Source organism: Shewanella corallii (assembly GCF_023349125.1).
In the GTDB taxonomy this organism is placed as follows: Bacteria; Pseudomonadota; Gammaproteobacteria; order Enterobacterales; family Shewanellaceae; genus Shewanella; species Shewanella corallii.
On record NZ_JAKIKT010000001.1, the window covers coordinates 1076632 to 1090585 of the forward strand.

Sequence of the window (13954 nt, forward strand, 5' to 3'; positions counted from 1 at the left end):
TATTATTGAGACCTTGCAAGCTCGGCCTACCTTCTAATGAAGGAGATGATTTATGTTCAGTCGAAGCAAAAAGTACCAACAGGAGCTTGCTAATTCGGCTCCAGCTAAGCGACAGAAACTATTCTGTCGCTTGTCTTTCAGACACGCTTCCGCCCCTGAATTACGGGTTCCAGCGTCCCTGCTGCCCTGTACGGGTTAAATTTTTGCTGTTCTTTCGAACGGTGGCAGGAAGTTATCACGTTATAACTCGCTGTTCTGTAAGATATCCTCCATTTCTTTCATGTTCAGGCTTATTCGCTCAATGATTACGCGAATCGGCGCATTGGTGGTTAGAACTGCTAAATCAAATTGCAGATGTTAGATAAGTCCACTTCTGTACAGTTATTGACAGTACTCCAAGGAAGAGCATTTAGAGCTTGGAGCGTGAGACATTGTCCATTCATGCACTCGGGTGATGATCTCAACTCCCAAGCTGATAACCCCTTTCAAGCGAGTCAGGGTTTCATCTCCGTAACGGTTCGATTTGAATTGCTGGTTTGGGGGAATGGTAGGCGGGTTGTCTATTAGGGGAGGCTGATTTGGTAACGCAGATTGTGGCTTAACGTCCATCACGGCTTGATACAGAGGGCGGATGGTTTGCTCGTTACGTTTACAGAATACGCCACCCATTAGTTCGGTAAATTCTTGCCAGTTGCTTTGGTCAGCGGTTTTACGGATTTCTTCTATCCACTCTAATTCTGCTTCTTTAATGGCTTCCAGCCTGCGCAGCTCCCTCCAGACGCTAACACTGACGCCACCCAGTTGTTGAAATTGACGTATGCCCCAGCAGGAAGCCCAAGCGCGAACCCGGACGGCGGATTCTTTAGCATCTTTGCCATAGTTATCTGCATCAATACCTTCACCGTCTATGTTCTTGGATATGTACTTGGCGATATAGCCAGTCGCAGATCCCTTGTCGGGATCTATACGTTCTACAGTGAATCTGTGTTTGGCCGCGCCCGGCTCGTTACCGTCCTCTTCAAAGCAATAGTTTTTAAATGTGTCGATGATTGCAGCTTCATGTTCAGGTTCCATAAACAGTAACAGATGCCAGTGGGGTGTTCCGTCATGATGTGGCTCTGCGACTCGAAAGCCGAAAACAGATATTCCCTTATGCCCCAATGCTGCTCTTATACGGGAGAAGGTCAGGCAGAGATACTGCTGTCCGTCTTGCGGTGTTGCGCCGTTCCAGTTGGGGTTTTTGCAGCCCGATTTCGACAGGCTGCGGTGGTATTTGGACGGGCAAGTCATGGTCAGGAACAGCGCACTGTACGACAACGCTTTGGCGCACTCTTCAAAGCCATGGGTTCTGACCATGAGTTCAGCCCGGCGAATGGCCGGGTTGGATACGTTAAGGCTGGAGAGTTCGGCAAGACTGGTGCTATAGCCGTCTTCATTGGTCGCTATGGTCTCTTGCAGAAACGCTTGGTTGTCCACCCAGCGGTTCTGTATATGGCTAAAACTCAGAGCGCTGATATAGATGCCCCGTTGTTTGTTCACTTGGTTGAAGTGGCGCGAAAGGGTTTCCAGTTGTCTTGTATGTTGGGTCTTGAGTTTTCTGCGCCACCAGTCCGGATCTTTAGCGCGGTTCAATACCCCGTTAACCTTAACGGTATCAGACTCCGTTAACAGTCCTTCTTCGACTGCCGTTAACGTTTTTGTAGGTAAAGGATGTGGTTCCAGTCCTTGGGCTTTTATGTAGTTGACCGTCAGTTTGTATAGGCCACAAAGGGGCATAGAGTGATACTGGAGCTGTAAGCACAAGCATTGCCTTGAGTGGATCTTGGCCGACACGGTGCAATCTCTGTAGTCAATATTGATGTGCTGGTGTGGGTCGTGATTGTGAAGGATAGCTGCAATCGCTTTACGTTCCGCCAATACGCCCAGATTTGCTTCCCTGCGAGTAGGCTTGTTGAGGTAGTCGGCCATTATTTCCTGTTTGAAATGTTCAGGGATTCCATCGACCTGCTTACTTAGCCAAGCCGTATCGTGTGGGTGTACTTCAGGCATAGCGATTCTCTCCCGGTTGGGCTACTGCATTGGCGACAGTGAGTCCCTTTTCGTTAAGGGCGAGGCGAGTCCATCGAAGCCCGGAATGATAGTGATGTTTTTCTTTAAGTAGCCCTTCCCGTTTAAGGCGGAACAGGCTTCGTTGATTGAAGTGGCCGGGATAGTTGTTCAGCTCTGCCACAGAGCCCAAATCCGGGCACACTTCGGTACAGACCTCGACAACGTATCCAGCGGCGAGATAATGAATAAGCGTTTTCTGTTCATCACTGAAAGTGGGGATTTTGTATTTCATTGCTTATCCCCCAGCGGCAATGTGTTGCCACACTCTGTTGACATCATTACGTAACGCGCCGTGATATCAGACTCACAGTCGTTAACGGTGTCTGTACCCGTTAATGGGGAAGCGCCTTTGGTTTCCGTTAACGGGGATTCTGTTAAGGGGGCTGTTAACGGGGGCTTGGTCTCGTTATATAACCAAACGGACGTGATCAGCGCACATAGCATAAAGACATTCAACAGCGTTATGGTTACTAGAAGAACGGCATCAAAAATTTTATAAAGTGTGCTCATAAACCCTCCCGTTAATGAAGTCTTCGATATCGGAAGTTCTGTACATGACGCGGCGACCAACTTTTACAAAGCGCAGTGGGTATCGACCTGTGCAGCGCCACACGGATAGCGTGCCTGTAGTCACGCCGAGCACATAGGCAGCTTGGTTTGGGGTAAGTAGTGAATTTTTCATGGTAACTCCTGGTTAATGGATATTGCTCAGGAGTCAGATTAGGGAAGGGCGGTATAGATGTATGCCTCTCTCAGGCTGAGAAAGGTCTTTCTCAGGGTGAAAAAGGTCTTTCTCAGGGTGAAAAAGGTCTTTCTCAGGGTGAGAAAGTTACTTGTTTTTCAGTTCTTGCAAAAACCAGCTATAGACAGTTTTCATTCCCTGATACTCAGATGAAAAAGGGTGTCCAATGCTATTGGCATATTCTTCAATGGCGGGATAGTGGTTTGTTCTGGCTTGACTGGGGTTGTCGTAAGGTTTTTGTTTGTACAAAGACAGCGCATATTCCTTCCTGTCACGGTTTTTAGAGTGACGACTCGTTTGCCCCTTCAGTGAATGCTTAGCGGCTGACTGAGTTACACCATGCTGTTTCGCGATTTCTGTTTGCAGTGATTGGAAGGAAGAGTTGTTGTGAATCAATACCCGATCAACGAAAGCCCGTTGCAGCAGTTCAGCCGATTTCTCAAAACCGGCCATTTGCATGGTGGTGAACGCCTGAATATAGGGCTGCAAATCTGACGGTAGTTGCCGCCACATATCGAACAGCGATTTGTCGAATTGCGGATGGTCATCCGGGTTAACAGGAAGGTCAGCATTGGACAGCTGGCGGATTGCCTCAAGAGGAAGCTCGATGGCACCGGGCGCATAGTCCGCAAACAGCTGCATGAAGTCTTCGGCCATTTGTGCCTGTTCATCGTGGAGTGTTTGCTGTCCATCTGGCTGCTTGGCAATTACCGCAGGTAGTTTCTCTTTGGTGGTTCCAGCGGGGATCTTTTCACTAAGTCTGGAAGGACTGGCGAGCTTATCTAGGGTATCTAGTAGCTGCGAGGCGAATTCTTCTTTGTCACTACTCTCTGGAATAATGTCCAGCAAAGCGGAAAGTTCAGGAGGAAGATCTCTGATAGGTTGCTCTGCAGATTTGTCAGGAGACAGTTCGGTCTTTTGGGGTAAGGAATCCGGCTTCATTTCTGGCAATTTCCTATCGCTGAGCAATGAACAGAAAACTATCGAAAATCGGCTGAGTAGTCCAGAAATGGAATTAGATGGTCAAAAATTGGACTTTGGGAAAATTGAAAATCAGCAAAAAACGGAATTTTAAAAATAGTGGGGCAAGGGCGGTACAGGATTTTGGGGTTCTTGTAATTTATTGATTTTATTGCATAAAAAGCACTTTATGGTCTCCCCACAGGGACTCGAACCCCGATCGATCGCTTAGGAGGCGACTGCTCTATCCTGTTGAGCTATAGGGAGACGGGTTTGATTATACTGGTTTTGCTCCGGATGAAAAGCGCTGAGATTCAAGTGATTAAATACTGATCAGAAAGGCGGGCCAAGATGATATCAAGGCCTGCCTTTGCTGCTTTTATGTGCTGTGCGCGACTAACTCTCTGCGTCCTGCGATTAGTTATCGGCGTGCTGAATCAGAGCGGTCAGTTCATATTCCAGGGTATCGGCCAGATCCAGCCAGTCTTTGCGCTCCTGGGCGTTCAACAGTTGAGTCAGTACCGGCATGTATGCCTCTTTGTTTTTTGAGGCGGCAATCCAGGCCTGCACCTGACCTATGATTTGCTGGTACTGGGCATTGGCTTTGCCTTCCTGCCCCAGTCGAAACAGGCTGGCGGTATCTGAAAGCAGGGCGGTCAGTTGGTCTTTAGTCATGGCTTAGCTCCCTGAATTCGGTGCCTTTAATGGCTGCGCCACTCTTGCTGTCGCGGTAGAAGCTGATATCCGGGTGTTTACGGATAAAGTGCTCCAGTGAACGCATATATGCCCTCAGGTTCAGGGCTGTTGGCAGACGTTCGCCATGACCATCCAGCACCCAGTGGGGGCTGTCGGTGCTGTTCATTCCCACCAGGGTGTTGCCCGGTTGCCAGAAGGCATAGGCCTTTTTACCGGGATAACCGAAGTCGACCCCAACCAAGGTGATCTCTTTGGCGCCAAGGAGGATGGCCAGATGGATCGCCGGCTGCACAACACTGCCGTTAAGGAACAGGCGGGTTTTCGGCAGCAGACTTGCCAGTGCATCATCTCTTGGCAGGTCGGAGTGGGCGTTGAATTTAGGGCCCTGCCAGGCATCTATCAGCTCAGGGCTGGACTTGGCCATATAGACCAAAGCGCGGCCTGCGCTCTGTTCGACATCGACGATTTCCGGACTGATTAGCTCATCAACCGTCACCACTATGTCAGGGTTTATCCCATGCTGGTTAAGTGCCTGACACGACGTATCGACAGCGATAATCAAAGGTCGTTGGGCTTTAGGCTGGTCGCTGAGGGCTTTCAGTCTTGAGTAGGCTTCTTCCTGACTGGGGCCGGACGCCACGATAATAGCTTTACTGTTGGCGTGTTCGGGCCGTAGCTCCATCACATCCGGGTGTTGCTGCAGGCGTGGCAGATTCAGCTCCAGCCTGTCTTTGAACTGTTCAATCTGTTTGGCGCGATTTTGATTCACATGTTCGCGGTTGATCTCATACACCAGCAGGTCACGCACACAGGCGTAGTCACCATCACACAGGGTCAGTTCCGGGGTGATGCTGATATTGGGCAGCAACGGGTAATCTGATTCCGGCTTAATACTTAAACTGACTCTGGGGTCGCTCAGCCATTCACTCTGGTTGGTGTAGCTGATAAGCAGCTTGAACACGCCGGGGTTTATCAGATGTACCACAAGTTGGGTGCAGCGATTGCTTTCCAGCAAGCGAATTGGGGTATCGCCCATACCTACGCCATAAAGGTGTACGGTTTTGGCAGCCTGCGGCAATGTATTGCACAGCAGCTCGGCTTCGCGCTGCCGCGCATGACGGCTGGAGAGCTGCAGGCCATTGACCATGATGGTTTGTTCAAGACCCTCAATGAGTCCGGCATCCAGCTCTTCAATATTTAAAGGTTGCAGTTGGGCGGCAATATCCGGCCAGCGTTCTTGTATGACTTGCAGGTTAAGCTGCAACAGATCCGTCATAGGGTCTCCGCTATTGTTTGATTGCCAGGTCACTGAGCTGAATGGCCATGGCACCGGGTTGGGCTCCCAACAGGGCGGTGGCGCTGGTCTCAGTTACCTGATCTATGGTTATCTCAGTATTGCTGGCGTGTGCCAGCGCTCTGTGATTTGAAAATCTGTCAGTCATCTGTTGTTGCAGTACCAACTTGAATTTATCCCCTGTGTGTACCCCGTGCTTGCGACCCAGATTGATCATGATGCGATTGCTGTCACGGGCGATGACCTGACCTAATACAGGGCGACAAATCAATGCGTTATCCATATCTTTTATAGCATTGCTCAGGGTTTTATCTATTTCCCGGCCAAAATCAGATTGCCAGAAGTAGTTGGCGGTAGGGGGCACACTGACCTGACGGTCGAACTGCCACTCGGCCTGAGTGTGGTAATCCTGACTCCAGATCTGTTCGCCGCTGATGCCGTGGAACAGAGTCAGCGTGATGGCGAAGTTACGCAGTGGGTCGTCTTGCCACAGTCCCATAAAGCTTGATTCGGCTGGGGACACTGACAGGTCGCGGATGCTGGGAATCAACAGATACTGGCTGTCTGTGTGTTCGGTCAGCCAGGTGGGCAGGGCATAGCCGCTGATATCGGCCACCGAGCTGTTGATGTCCAGCTTGTCATATTGGTGTTGGTGGCTGAATGCCGCGCGGGACTGTGCATCCAGCATATCGCCGAGGCGAGCCGACAGCGCCGTTTCAAAACCCACCAGTTGACCATAGCTTAGGTGCTCTCTGTGCTTGAGCAGACTTTGAGGAATAAGCACTGCTGCTTTGACTGAGCTTTCCAGGCACTGGCTGGTCATGTTGTCTTTGGCGGCAATTTGCAGGTTCACCGTAAGGATATCGCCGTCGACTGATTCGCTGATGACTTTGATATCCGGATTATTCAGTTGAGATGTCATGGTGAACTGATCACCGGTTAATCGTCCGCCGGTCACCTGCTGTTGGCTGGTAATGGTGACGCCGGTTTGCAGCGAGGCGTAGCTGACCGCCTGGGCGATAGCTTCTTCTCGCGCTGTTTGTATATCGTCATCCACTATCTGGGCACTTCCCTGGGCATTAATCCAGGCCGCGAAGGCTGGAAATGTCATCAGGGCGGCGACAAATGCGATAAAAGTCCGCATGTTTCTGGTCCTCTCCAACGTCATTGTGTTGGCATTGCAATCTTTCCTGACCAATCAAAGCAATATCTATGCCTTATCGGGAAGACAGTTGGACGCTGAGGTAAAGAGGAAAAATGCAAAAGCAGGGGTAAAGTCATGGGCGAACCGGTCGATAAAGTATGCAATGAGATCAACTCAGACGTTGTGTTATCGCGTCTGTGATTAAGGACGACACCATGCTCAAACAAATGAAATTGCTGCCACTCTTTGTATTGGTGACGGCATGTGCATCGGAAATGCCGGATCAGGCTCATATGCTGTCACAGCAAAGCCTGCAACATGATATGGGTAAGCCTCCCAAGTCTGCCGTCAATCATCTGGCATCCCGTGCGGTATTTGAGTTGATGATGAACAATGATGCTTTGCGTCCGACCCAGCCAGTTGTGGTGGCTACCCCTGTGATGGTGGGTGACTTTAATGACACCAATGCTCTGGGCAAGCAATTGCAGCAGGGAATGATGGCGGCGCTGCACATTAATCAGTTCAACGTGGTGGATATGAACGTAGCCGAGGCGATGCGGGTGACCAAAGACGGCAACTTTATTTTGAGTCGTGACTGGCGTCAGCTGCCCGGTGATGTATTGGTGGAATACAGCCTGGTGTCGACCATGAGCCTGGATGTTGATGGTCTGCAGTTGAACAGTCGTCTGATTGACCTTGCCAATAATCGTGTGGTGTCGGCTTCGCAGGCGTTTGCCAGTTATAACGAGTTGGGGGAGTACCTGATGGCATCGGAAAAAGTGGTGTCAGAAAACGGGCTGCTTTATCGCTATGAAAAGCCAGGCCGTGGTCAGGCACTGCTGTTGGGGGATGAAAGATGAGAATACTGGTACTGGCGATGACACTGCTGCTGGGCGCATGCTCCAGCAATGACAAATATGTGCAGTGGGAAACTGAAGCCCCCAAAACATTTCCCAAGCTGACCGCTATTGGCTACGCGCCTTTGGCAACTCAACCCGCTGAAGAGCAATCTCACAAGGTGTTGATGGCGATGCAGGCGTCCAAGATTGCCGCTTACCGTGAACTGGCTGAGCAGGTTTATGGTCAGCAACTCTCCGCTACCAGTCAGGTGGGTGATTGGCTGCTGCAAAGCGATCAGGTGAAGACCAATGTCAGTGGCCTTATTCGTGGTGCCCGGGTAGTGAAGAGCTATCCTGCCGGAGAACACTATGTCACTGAACTTGAGCTGGACTTCGGCCTGGTATGGGATCTGTACCAGCAGGAGAACCGTCCACAGAAAGTGAAGTCCATTACTTACTTCTGATTGTTTTTGAGCAGCAGTGCTGCCATTTGATTTCCAACGCGCTTCACTTCCTTCAGGGTGAGGCGTTTTTTTATGCCTGCTGACAGCGCTCCCTTGCTAATTGCCCTTATTCAATAGCGAAGAACACTCCTGGCCATCAGACGCTATCCGCTTGGGTGAGGTGAACACAGCTTTATGGCAAGCAAGGCAACGCAGGCGAGGGTAGCGCTGTGCTTGTTTCAAACTGTCATCATGTAAGTCGCAAATGCTGTTCAGAGTGAGCTGAAATGGACGTGAGGCTGGGGCTTTTCGGGTGCTGCGTGGGCGGGTCTAAATGGACTGAGAGTAAGCAGTAATGAGAGTAAACGGTGGAAGTGACTGAGGAAGGACATAAACCCGCAGACAGACTTACTGCGGGCATTAAATCACAGACTTAAACTTTGAGGTTGTTACCCAGAGTGGAGATAGTGGAGGTTTTACCTTTACCGTCGTAAGTCAGGCTGGTGGCATTGCGGCTCACCTGCAGCGCAGAAGCGAGGCGGTTGATACTGGCCAGATTCATATCAATCAACTGGGCGTTGGCTTCATTGGCCTGCTGACATGCATCCAGAGCCTGTTTGATTTCATCAACCTTGGGCGCCAGATCTGCGGTCAGCCGTGCTTTGTCCGGGTGAGCGGCCAGCAGTTCGTCGTGACGCTGAATATGCATCAGCAACTGCTGTTTTTTCTCGGCCAGAGAAAGCAAAGACTCAGCCTGTTGTTGGCTGAGTGCTTGCTTCTCTTCCGAAATAACTTCCCTGAGCGAGGTCAGGGTTTGTTGCTGTGAGTCCAGCAACACGACGATATCGCTGCTCATATCAGTTGTTCAGGTCCTGAAGTTCCTGCTCAAATTGAGCGATATTGGACGCCAGTTTTTCAGCGTCAACCTTGTAACGTCCTTCAGCAATTGCCTGTTTGATCTCGGCAACCTTCTGTACATCGACCTCTGGCATGGATGCCATCTTACTGTGTGCTCCCTGGAGTTGTTGAGCCTGAGGAGTAATGTTTACTGAGTCAGGTTTGTTACCGGACGCCGCAGGTTGAGTATCTGTGGACTTGGGCGCCTGATTGGATTCACCAACCGCCGTCCGGCTACGGGTATTGTTTACGCCGCTTAATTTGTTGATATCAATAGCCATTTCTTGGCTCCTGCGTGATTGTCTCTAGAGTCTGTAACAGTTTATCGGCTGCATAGCAGATAGCTTTAGGGAAATTTTACATTTTCACTTCAACTTCGCCAATGCCAATTATTGTAGCATCCAAGCGTCTGTTTGAACGGCTGTTTTTTATTCTGATACTGTCACCGACAATACCATCCTGTAGGGCTTCGCCCTGGGTCTTGATCATAAAGCCCTCAGTACGGGCCATGATATCCACCTTGTCGCCGCGACAAACAAAACACACATTGGCAGAGAAGATAGGAGAGTCTTTGGCGATACGCCTTTTAGCGCGGGTGCCGACTAAATCCTGAGTGTCTTCATACTGTGAACCGCGCAGCTGAGATTGGTCAACCCACTCAAGTCTGATTTTGTCCGGGTCGATCAGTTGCCCGGAACCCAAATGTGCATCTGCGACCACTACCGGTCTGAGAATTTCTACCCGTACCGAAATAAACATCTGCCAGGGGTAATCCATATCCGGCGAGGTACAGGAAATTTTAACTGTGTTGTTTTTACCAATTTCGCGATCGGATGCCATGCTCCCCTGCATGGGTTCGCTGCATCTTGGGGGGCTCATCCGGGTGGCCAGCATTTGGGGTTCTATATTCACCCTGGCACCAGCAATATTATCGATTTTGGCCGCGACGGTCGCTTTAGCCAGTTGATGGATTTCTTCCTGACTGGGCACAGAAATTTGGGCCGAGACCTGTGCGCAAAATCCGAGCAAAAAAGTGGCTGTGATGTTAAATGCTTTAATATTCATTAGTTACAGACTAGCTTGTCGTGTCAGATTACACCTATACTTTCCTCTGCGGGTTTGCACCCTCGGGGAAAACTGTCAAAGGATTGTCGATATTTTGCTATCGAGGCCCTCAGTCAGGAACAAAGCAAGGAATATGCCTATACTCCAAGGTAGGCATCTCACAAAAACGAGCAGCTAGGGCATTTTTATGGCAAGCATTCTTGATTCTGTTAATCAACGGACACAGCTGGTAGGTCAAAACCGGCTGGAGCTGCTGTTATTCAAACTTAATGGCCGTCAGCGCTTTGGTATCAATGTATTCAAAGTAAAAGAAGTGCTGCAGTGCCCACCCTTAACCAATCTCCCCAAGCTGAGCTCCTTTATCCGTGGCATTGCACAGATCCGTGGGCAAACACTGTCTGTGATTGATCTGAGTGCGGCAACCGGTGGTAAGCCCATCGAGGATGTCAGCGACTGCTTTATTATCATTTCCGAGTACAACCGTAGTGTTCAGGGCTTCCTGGTGAAGGGCGTCGAACGCATTATCAACACCAACTGGGAAGAGGTGATGCCGCCACCGGATGGTACCGGCAAGGGCTCTTACCTGACTGCGGTGACTGAGATTGAAGGTGAATTGGTAGAGATTCTCGATGTAGAGAAGATTCTTGATCAGATCTCGCCGGTGAAAACTGAACTCAGCGAAGAAGCTCAGGAGCAGTTAATGCTGGAAGAGGATAAGAGTTATCACATCATGGTGATTGACGATTCCGCAGTGGCTCGCAAGCAGATTATTCGTTCTTTGACCTCACTTGGGCTTGAAATTGATACCGCCAAAGATGGTCGTGATGCCTTGAATATGCTGCTGGAGTTTGCTGAAAAACATGAAAATCTGGCAGATGAAATCCCGCTGATTATCTCAGATATCGAGATGCCTGAGATGGATGGCTACACGCTGACATCTGAGATACGGGCCAACCCAAAACTTAAAGATATCAAGGTGGTATTGCATACCTCTCTGAGTGGGGTATTCAACCAGGCCATGGTCGAGAAGGTTGGCGCAGATGACTTTATTGCCAAGTTCAATCCGGATGAATTGGCAACCACAGTAAACAAACACCTTAGTTTGTAAGATCGAATTTTCGGGGACAGGGGTTTACTCGCATTGCGAGTGCAGTGAATAGGAATGACAGTGGCGAATAAGACACTTGCGGAGACTGAATACAGTCAGTTCAAGCAATTTCTGGAACAACACAGTGGCATAGTGTTGGGGGACAACAAGCAGTACCTGGTGCGCAGCCGTCTGGCGCCTTTGATGGGGAAGTACGACCTGCCAACCTTATCTGAGTTGGTCAGTAAGTCGATGAAACCCTCGGAGCGCCAACTGCGTGCCGAGGTGATTGATGCAATGACCACCAATGAAACCCTTTGGTTTCGGGACAAGTATCCCTTCGAATTACTCGCCAGTGAGTTACTGCCTGAGTTTGCCGGTAAAGGCGGACCATTGAAAATTTGGTCGGCAGCCTGCTCATCGGGACAGGAGCCATACTCCATTGCCATGACTGTGCTGGAGTGCCAGCAAAGGGCACTCGGTGCGGTTCCTTCTGCCGGCGTCTCTATTCTGGCGACAGACCTTTCACCTTCTATGCTGGAGCGTTGCCGCAAAGCGGAATATGACTCACTGGCACTGGCCCGTGGTTTGTCGGAAGAGCGTAAGCGTCAGTTTTTTGAACCCTGTAATTCGGGCACCATGCAGCTGAAAAATAATGTCAAACGCATGGTCAACTTTCGTCCTCATAACTTGCTGGACAGTTACGCCTCTCTGGGTAAGTTCGACATTATCTTTTGCCGCAATGTGCTGATCTATTTTTCGCCGGAGGCAAAGAGCAACATACTGCGGCAATTTGCTGCCGCTTTGAATCCAGGCGGCATGCTGTTTCTGGGGGCATCTGAATCTGCCGCCGGGGTAACAGAAGAGTTTGACATGGTTCGTTGCAACCCGGGAATTTACTACCGTAAGCGCAGCTAAAGGCTTTGCGGCCAATCACCAGGATTTAAAAGGGATGACATTATGTCGTCCCTTTTTTATTGGCACATGATTTGCAGTTTAAATCCACAACGGTTTTGAGGAGGCAAATTTATGGCGCTCTCATTTGATAAAGCTCTCGGCATTCATCAACACACGGTGGGCATTCGTGCACAGCGGGCCGAAGTGATCTCCAGCAATATCGCCAATGCGGACACTCCTCATTACAAGGCTCAGGATGTGGACTTTGCCACTGCACTGCAGGACGCAAAGAGTCATCAGGGCGGCTTGAATATGGCGCGCAGCCACGACAAGCACTTCGATTTGCAGGCCCTCACCCAGCAACATGTTAAGTATCGCGTGCCCAACCAGCCGGATACAGGTGATGGCAACACAGTAGACATCCAGCAGGAAAAGGCGGCGTTTATGGAAAACGCCCTTGAATATCAAATGTCGCTGGGGTTTCTGGACCGTAAGTTTGCAGGCCTGAAAAAGGCGCTGAGAGGGAGTTAATCTATGAGTCTGTTCAATATCTTTGACGTATCAGGCAGCGGCATGTCAGCCCAGTCGGTTCGCCTGAACACGACGGCCAGTAATATTGCCAACGCTGATGCGGTATCCAGCAGCATAGATCAAACCTACCGTGCCCGTTATCCGGTATTCCAGGCAGAGCTGGCGAAAGCCAGTCACCAGCAGCAGGAAGCGACCGGTGTGAAAGTGATGGGGATTGTAGAGAGTGATGCGCCACTGCAGAAAGAGTTCGCGCCTCAGCACCCGATGGCAGACAAAGATGGCTTTATTTATAAACCCAACGTCAACGTGATGGAGCAGATGGCGGATATGATTTCAGCGTCGCGCTCTTATCAAATGAATGTTCAGGTGGCTGAAGCAGCAAAATCCATGCTGCAGCAGACACTGAATATCGGCAAATAACCGGGCAGAGCAGGAGGTAGGTCTTGAGCCTAATTAATCCCCTCAGCGGTGCGGCATCACCCCAGAGTACACAAAGCAGCCCATCCCAGGTACAGAGTAACAATGCCGGTACCGGGAGCAATCAGGTAAGCAAAGAGAGTCCTGTTTTGGACCCAATGCGGTTGCAGACTGAGCAGGCTGTACCTGAGCAAAAGGGTCAGGAGCTGACCCAGGAAGACTTCTTTGCCCTGCTATCGCAGCAGCTGTCTATGCAGGATCCATTCAAGCCGGTAGAGAACGACCAGATGATCGCTCAGATGGCGTCATTCTCCACCGTGGATGGTATCGCCAAGCTGAACGAGGAGATCCTCAATCTCAACAGCACCATGACCTCCAGCCAGGCGTTGCAGGCATCTGGTCTGGTTGGACAGAAGGTACTCATCCCGTCAGGTACTGGTCACGTGAGTGCTGAAGATCAGCAAGTTAAAGCTGTAGTCACTGCGCCAGAGCAGATAGAAGAGATCACTGTCCGGGTTGAAGATGACAAGGGCCAGCTGGTCACTACCTTCAAGGTTGATGGCAGTGCAGGCGGCAATATCGATTTCACCTGGGATGGTCTAAACAGCAAAGGCGAGCCGGTCCCGGAAGGTAACTATAGCTTTAAGGCCAGTGGACGGGTTGATGGTGAATCCCAGGAACTGGCGGTCTCAACCTATGCCCACGTTACCAGCGTGTCACTGGGTAGTGCGACCACGGGGGCTGTCCTCAATCTTAAAGGGATTGGCGGCGTGAAATTATCGGATGTATTGGCGGTAGCGGAAAGCTGATGCACGCAGTACGTGAGGCGCGTG

At 50.4% G+C, this 13954-nt stretch carries 18 protein-coding genes and 1 tRNA gene; 7 read left to right on the top strand and 12 right to left on the bottom strand.

The window, feature by feature from the left end:
- Window positions 1–381: 381 nt before the first annotated feature.
- The 9 genes from L2725_RS04745 to L2725_RS04785 form a co-directional block, all read right to left on the bottom strand.
- Window positions 382–2049 carry a replication endonuclease gene (locus L2725_RS04745; RefSeq protein WP_249247881.1) on the bottom strand — a complete coding sequence of 556 codons (1668 nt, stop codon included), beginning with the start codon at window positions 2047–2049 and terminating at the stop codon, window positions 382–384.
- The gene (locus tag L2725_RS04750; RefSeq protein WP_249247882.1) at window positions 2042–2341 is read right to left on the bottom strand and encodes a hypothetical protein; all 300 of its coding nucleotides are present in this window, start codon (window positions 2339–2341) and stop codon (window positions 2042–2044) included. The genes L2725_RS04745 and L2725_RS04750 overlap by 8 nt, the downstream gene beginning before the upstream one ends.
- Window positions 2338–2619: a hypothetical protein gene (locus L2725_RS04755; protein ID WP_249248003.1), complete on the bottom strand. Its 282-nt coding sequence runs from the start codon at window positions 2617–2619 to the stop codon at window positions 2338–2340. Before L2725_RS04755 ends, L2725_RS04750 begins: the two co-directional genes overlap by 4 nt.
- Entirely contained in the window at window positions 2603–2791 is a 189-nt protein-coding gene (locus L2725_RS04760; RefSeq protein WP_249247883.1) for a helix-turn-helix domain-containing protein, read from the bottom strand. The genes L2725_RS04755 and L2725_RS04760 overlap by 17 nt, the downstream gene beginning before the upstream one ends.
- Window positions 2792–2938: 147 nt before the next feature.
- Window positions 2939–3793: a hypothetical protein gene (locus L2725_RS04765; RefSeq protein ID WP_249247884.1), complete on the bottom strand. Its 855-nt coding sequence runs from the start codon at window positions 3791–3793 to the stop codon at window positions 2939–2941.
- A gap of 209 nt (window positions 3794–4002) precedes the next feature.
- Window positions 4003–4078 (bottom strand) — tRNA-Arg (locus L2725_RS04770).
- Window positions 4079–4228: 150 nt separating this feature from the next.
- The gene (locus L2725_RS04775; RefSeq protein ID WP_249247885.1) at window positions 4229–4486 is read right to left on the bottom strand and encodes a hypothetical protein; all 258 of its coding nucleotides are present in this window, start codon (window positions 4484–4486) and stop codon (window positions 4229–4231) included.
- Entirely contained in the window at window positions 4479–5783 is a 1305-nt protein-coding gene (locus L2725_RS04780) for a motility associated factor glycosyltransferase family protein (protein ID WP_249247886.1), read from the bottom strand. Before L2725_RS04780 ends, L2725_RS04775 begins: the two co-directional genes overlap by 8 nt.
- Window positions 5784–5793: 10 nt before the next feature.
- Entirely contained in the window at window positions 5794–6945 is a 1152-nt protein-coding gene (locus L2725_RS04785) for a flagellar assembly protein FlgT (RefSeq protein WP_249247887.1), read from the bottom strand.
- Between the two features lie 215 nt (window positions 6946–7160).
- Between L2725_RS04785 and L2725_RS04790 the strand changes: the two genes are divergently transcribed.
- Window positions 7161–7805: a FlgO family outer membrane protein gene (locus L2725_RS04790; RefSeq protein ID WP_115134985.1), complete on the top strand. Its 645-nt coding sequence runs from the start codon at window positions 7161–7163 to the stop codon at window positions 7803–7805.
- The gene (locus L2725_RS04795; protein WP_115134982.1) at window positions 7802–8248 is read left to right on the top strand and encodes an LPP20 family lipoprotein; all 447 of its coding nucleotides are present in this window, start codon (window positions 7802–7804) and stop codon (window positions 8246–8248) included. Before L2725_RS04790 ends, L2725_RS04795 begins: the two co-directional genes overlap by 4 nt.
- 412 nt (window positions 8249–8660) lie before the next feature.
- On the opposite strand, the gene L2725_RS04800 is transcribed toward L2725_RS04795, so the two are convergent.
- The 3 genes from L2725_RS04800 to flgA form a co-directional block, all read right to left on the bottom strand.
- On the bottom strand, window positions 8661–9083 hold the full coding sequence (locus tag L2725_RS04800) for a flagella synthesis protein FlgN (RefSeq protein WP_249247888.1): 423 nt from the start codon (window positions 9081–9083) through the stop codon (window positions 8661–8663).
- A 1-nt stretch (window position 9084) separates the two neighbouring features.
- Complete coding sequence (flgM, locus tag L2725_RS04805) at window positions 9085–9405, bottom strand: flagellar biosynthesis anti-sigma factor FlgM (RefSeq protein WP_115134978.1); 321 nt, start codon at window positions 9403–9405, stop codon at window positions 9085–9087.
- 76 nt (window positions 9406–9481) lie between these two features.
- The gene (gene flgA, locus L2725_RS04810) at window positions 9482–10189 is read right to left on the bottom strand and encodes a flagellar basal body P-ring formation chaperone FlgA (RefSeq protein ID WP_249247889.1); all 708 of its coding nucleotides are present in this window, start codon (window positions 10187–10189) and stop codon (window positions 9482–9484) included.
- Window positions 10190–10376: 187 nt separating this feature from the next.
- Here flgA and L2725_RS04815 point away from each other — a divergent pair, with 187 nt between their 5' ends.
- From L2725_RS04815 to flgD, 5 genes are all read left to right on the top strand, one after another.
- Window positions 10377–11297: a chemotaxis protein CheV gene (locus L2725_RS04815; RefSeq protein ID WP_249247890.1), complete on the top strand. Its 921-nt coding sequence runs from the start codon at window positions 10377–10379 to the stop codon at window positions 11295–11297.
- 54 nt (window positions 11298–11351) lie between these two features.
- Complete coding sequence (locus L2725_RS04820; RefSeq protein WP_249247891.1) at window positions 11352–12194, top strand: CheR family methyltransferase; 843 nt, start codon at window positions 11352–11354, stop codon at window positions 12192–12194.
- Window positions 12195–12305: 111 nt separating this feature from the next.
- Window positions 12306–12704 carry a flagellar basal body rod protein FlgB gene (flgB, locus tag L2725_RS04825; RefSeq protein WP_249247893.1) on the top strand — a complete coding sequence of 133 codons (399 nt, stop codon included), beginning with the start codon at window positions 12306–12308 and terminating at the stop codon, window positions 12702–12704.
- 3 nt (window positions 12705–12707) lie between these two features.
- Window positions 12708–13124 carry a flagellar basal body rod protein FlgC gene (flgC, locus tag L2725_RS04830; protein WP_115134971.1) on the top strand — a complete coding sequence of 139 codons (417 nt, stop codon included), beginning with the start codon at window positions 12708–12710 and terminating at the stop codon, window positions 13122–13124.
- A 23-nt stretch (window positions 13125–13147) separates the two neighbouring features.
- Window positions 13148–13930 (top strand): flagellar hook assembly protein FlgD, encoded by a 783-nt coding sequence (flgD, locus tag L2725_RS04835; RefSeq protein WP_249247894.1) that lies wholly within the window; start codon window positions 13148–13150, stop codon window positions 13928–13930.
- The last annotated feature ends 24 nt before the right edge of the window (window positions 13931–13954 follow it).

What these genes read in the sequence shown, in the direction of transcription:
- L2725_RS04745 (WP_249247881.1), bottom strand. Translation starts at nt 2,049, where the DNA reads ATGCCTGAAGTACACCCACACGATACGGCTTGGCTAAGTAAGCAGGTC.
- L2725_RS04750 (WP_249247882.1), bottom strand. Translation starts at nt 2,341, where the DNA reads ATGAAATACAAAATCCCCACTTTCAGTGATGAACAGAAAACGCTTATT.
- L2725_RS04755 (WP_249248003.1), bottom strand. Translation starts at nt 2,619, where the DNA reads ATGAGCACACTTTATAAAATTTTTGATGCCGTTCTTCTAGTAACCATA.
- L2725_RS04760 (WP_249247883.1), bottom strand. Translation starts at nt 2,791, where the DNA reads ATGAAAAATTCACTACTTACCCCAAACCAAGCTGCCTATGTGCTCGGC.
- L2725_RS04765 (WP_249247884.1), bottom strand. Translation starts at nt 3,793, where the DNA reads ATGAAGCCGGATTCCTTACCCCAAAAGACCGAACTGTCTCCTGACAAA.
- L2725_RS04775 (WP_249247885.1), bottom strand. Translation starts at nt 4,486, where the DNA reads ATGACTAAAGACCAACTGACCGCCCTGCTTTCAGATACCGCCAGCCTG.
- L2725_RS04780 (WP_249247886.1), bottom strand. Translation starts at nt 5,783, where the DNA reads ATGACGGATCTGTTGCAGCTTAACCTGCAAGTCATACAAGAACGCTGG.
- L2725_RS04785 (WP_249247887.1), bottom strand. Translation starts at nt 6,945, where the DNA reads ATGCGGACTTTTATCGCATTTGTCGCCGCCCTGATGACATTTCCAGCC.
- L2725_RS04790 (WP_115134985.1), top strand. Translation starts at nt 7,161, where the DNA reads ATGCTCAAACAAATGAAATTGCTGCCACTCTTTGTATTGGTGACGGCA.
- L2725_RS04795 (WP_115134982.1), top strand. Translation starts at nt 7,802, where the DNA reads ATGAGAATACTGGTACTGGCGATGACACTGCTGCTGGGCGCATGCTCC.
- L2725_RS04800 (WP_249247888.1), bottom strand. Translation starts at nt 9,083, where the DNA reads ATGAGCAGCGATATCGTCGTGTTGCTGGACTCACAGCAACAAACCCTG.
- flgM (WP_115134978.1), bottom strand. Translation starts at nt 9,405, where the DNA reads ATGGCTATTGATATCAACAAATTAAGCGGCGTAAACAATACCCGTAGC.
- flgA (WP_249247889.1), bottom strand. Translation starts at nt 10,189, where the DNA reads ATGAATATTAAAGCATTTAACATCACAGCCACTTTTTTGCTCGGATTT.
- L2725_RS04815 (WP_249247890.1), top strand. Translation starts at nt 10,377, where the DNA reads ATGGCAAGCATTCTTGATTCTGTTAATCAACGGACACAGCTGGTAGGT.
- L2725_RS04820 (WP_249247891.1), top strand. Translation starts at nt 11,352, where the DNA reads ATGACAGTGGCGAATAAGACACTTGCGGAGACTGAATACAGTCAGTTC.
- flgB (WP_249247893.1), top strand. Translation starts at nt 12,306, where the DNA reads ATGGCGCTCTCATTTGATAAAGCTCTCGGCATTCATCAACACACGGTG.
- flgC (WP_115134971.1), top strand. Translation starts at nt 12,708, where the DNA reads ATGAGTCTGTTCAATATCTTTGACGTATCAGGCAGCGGCATGTCAGCC.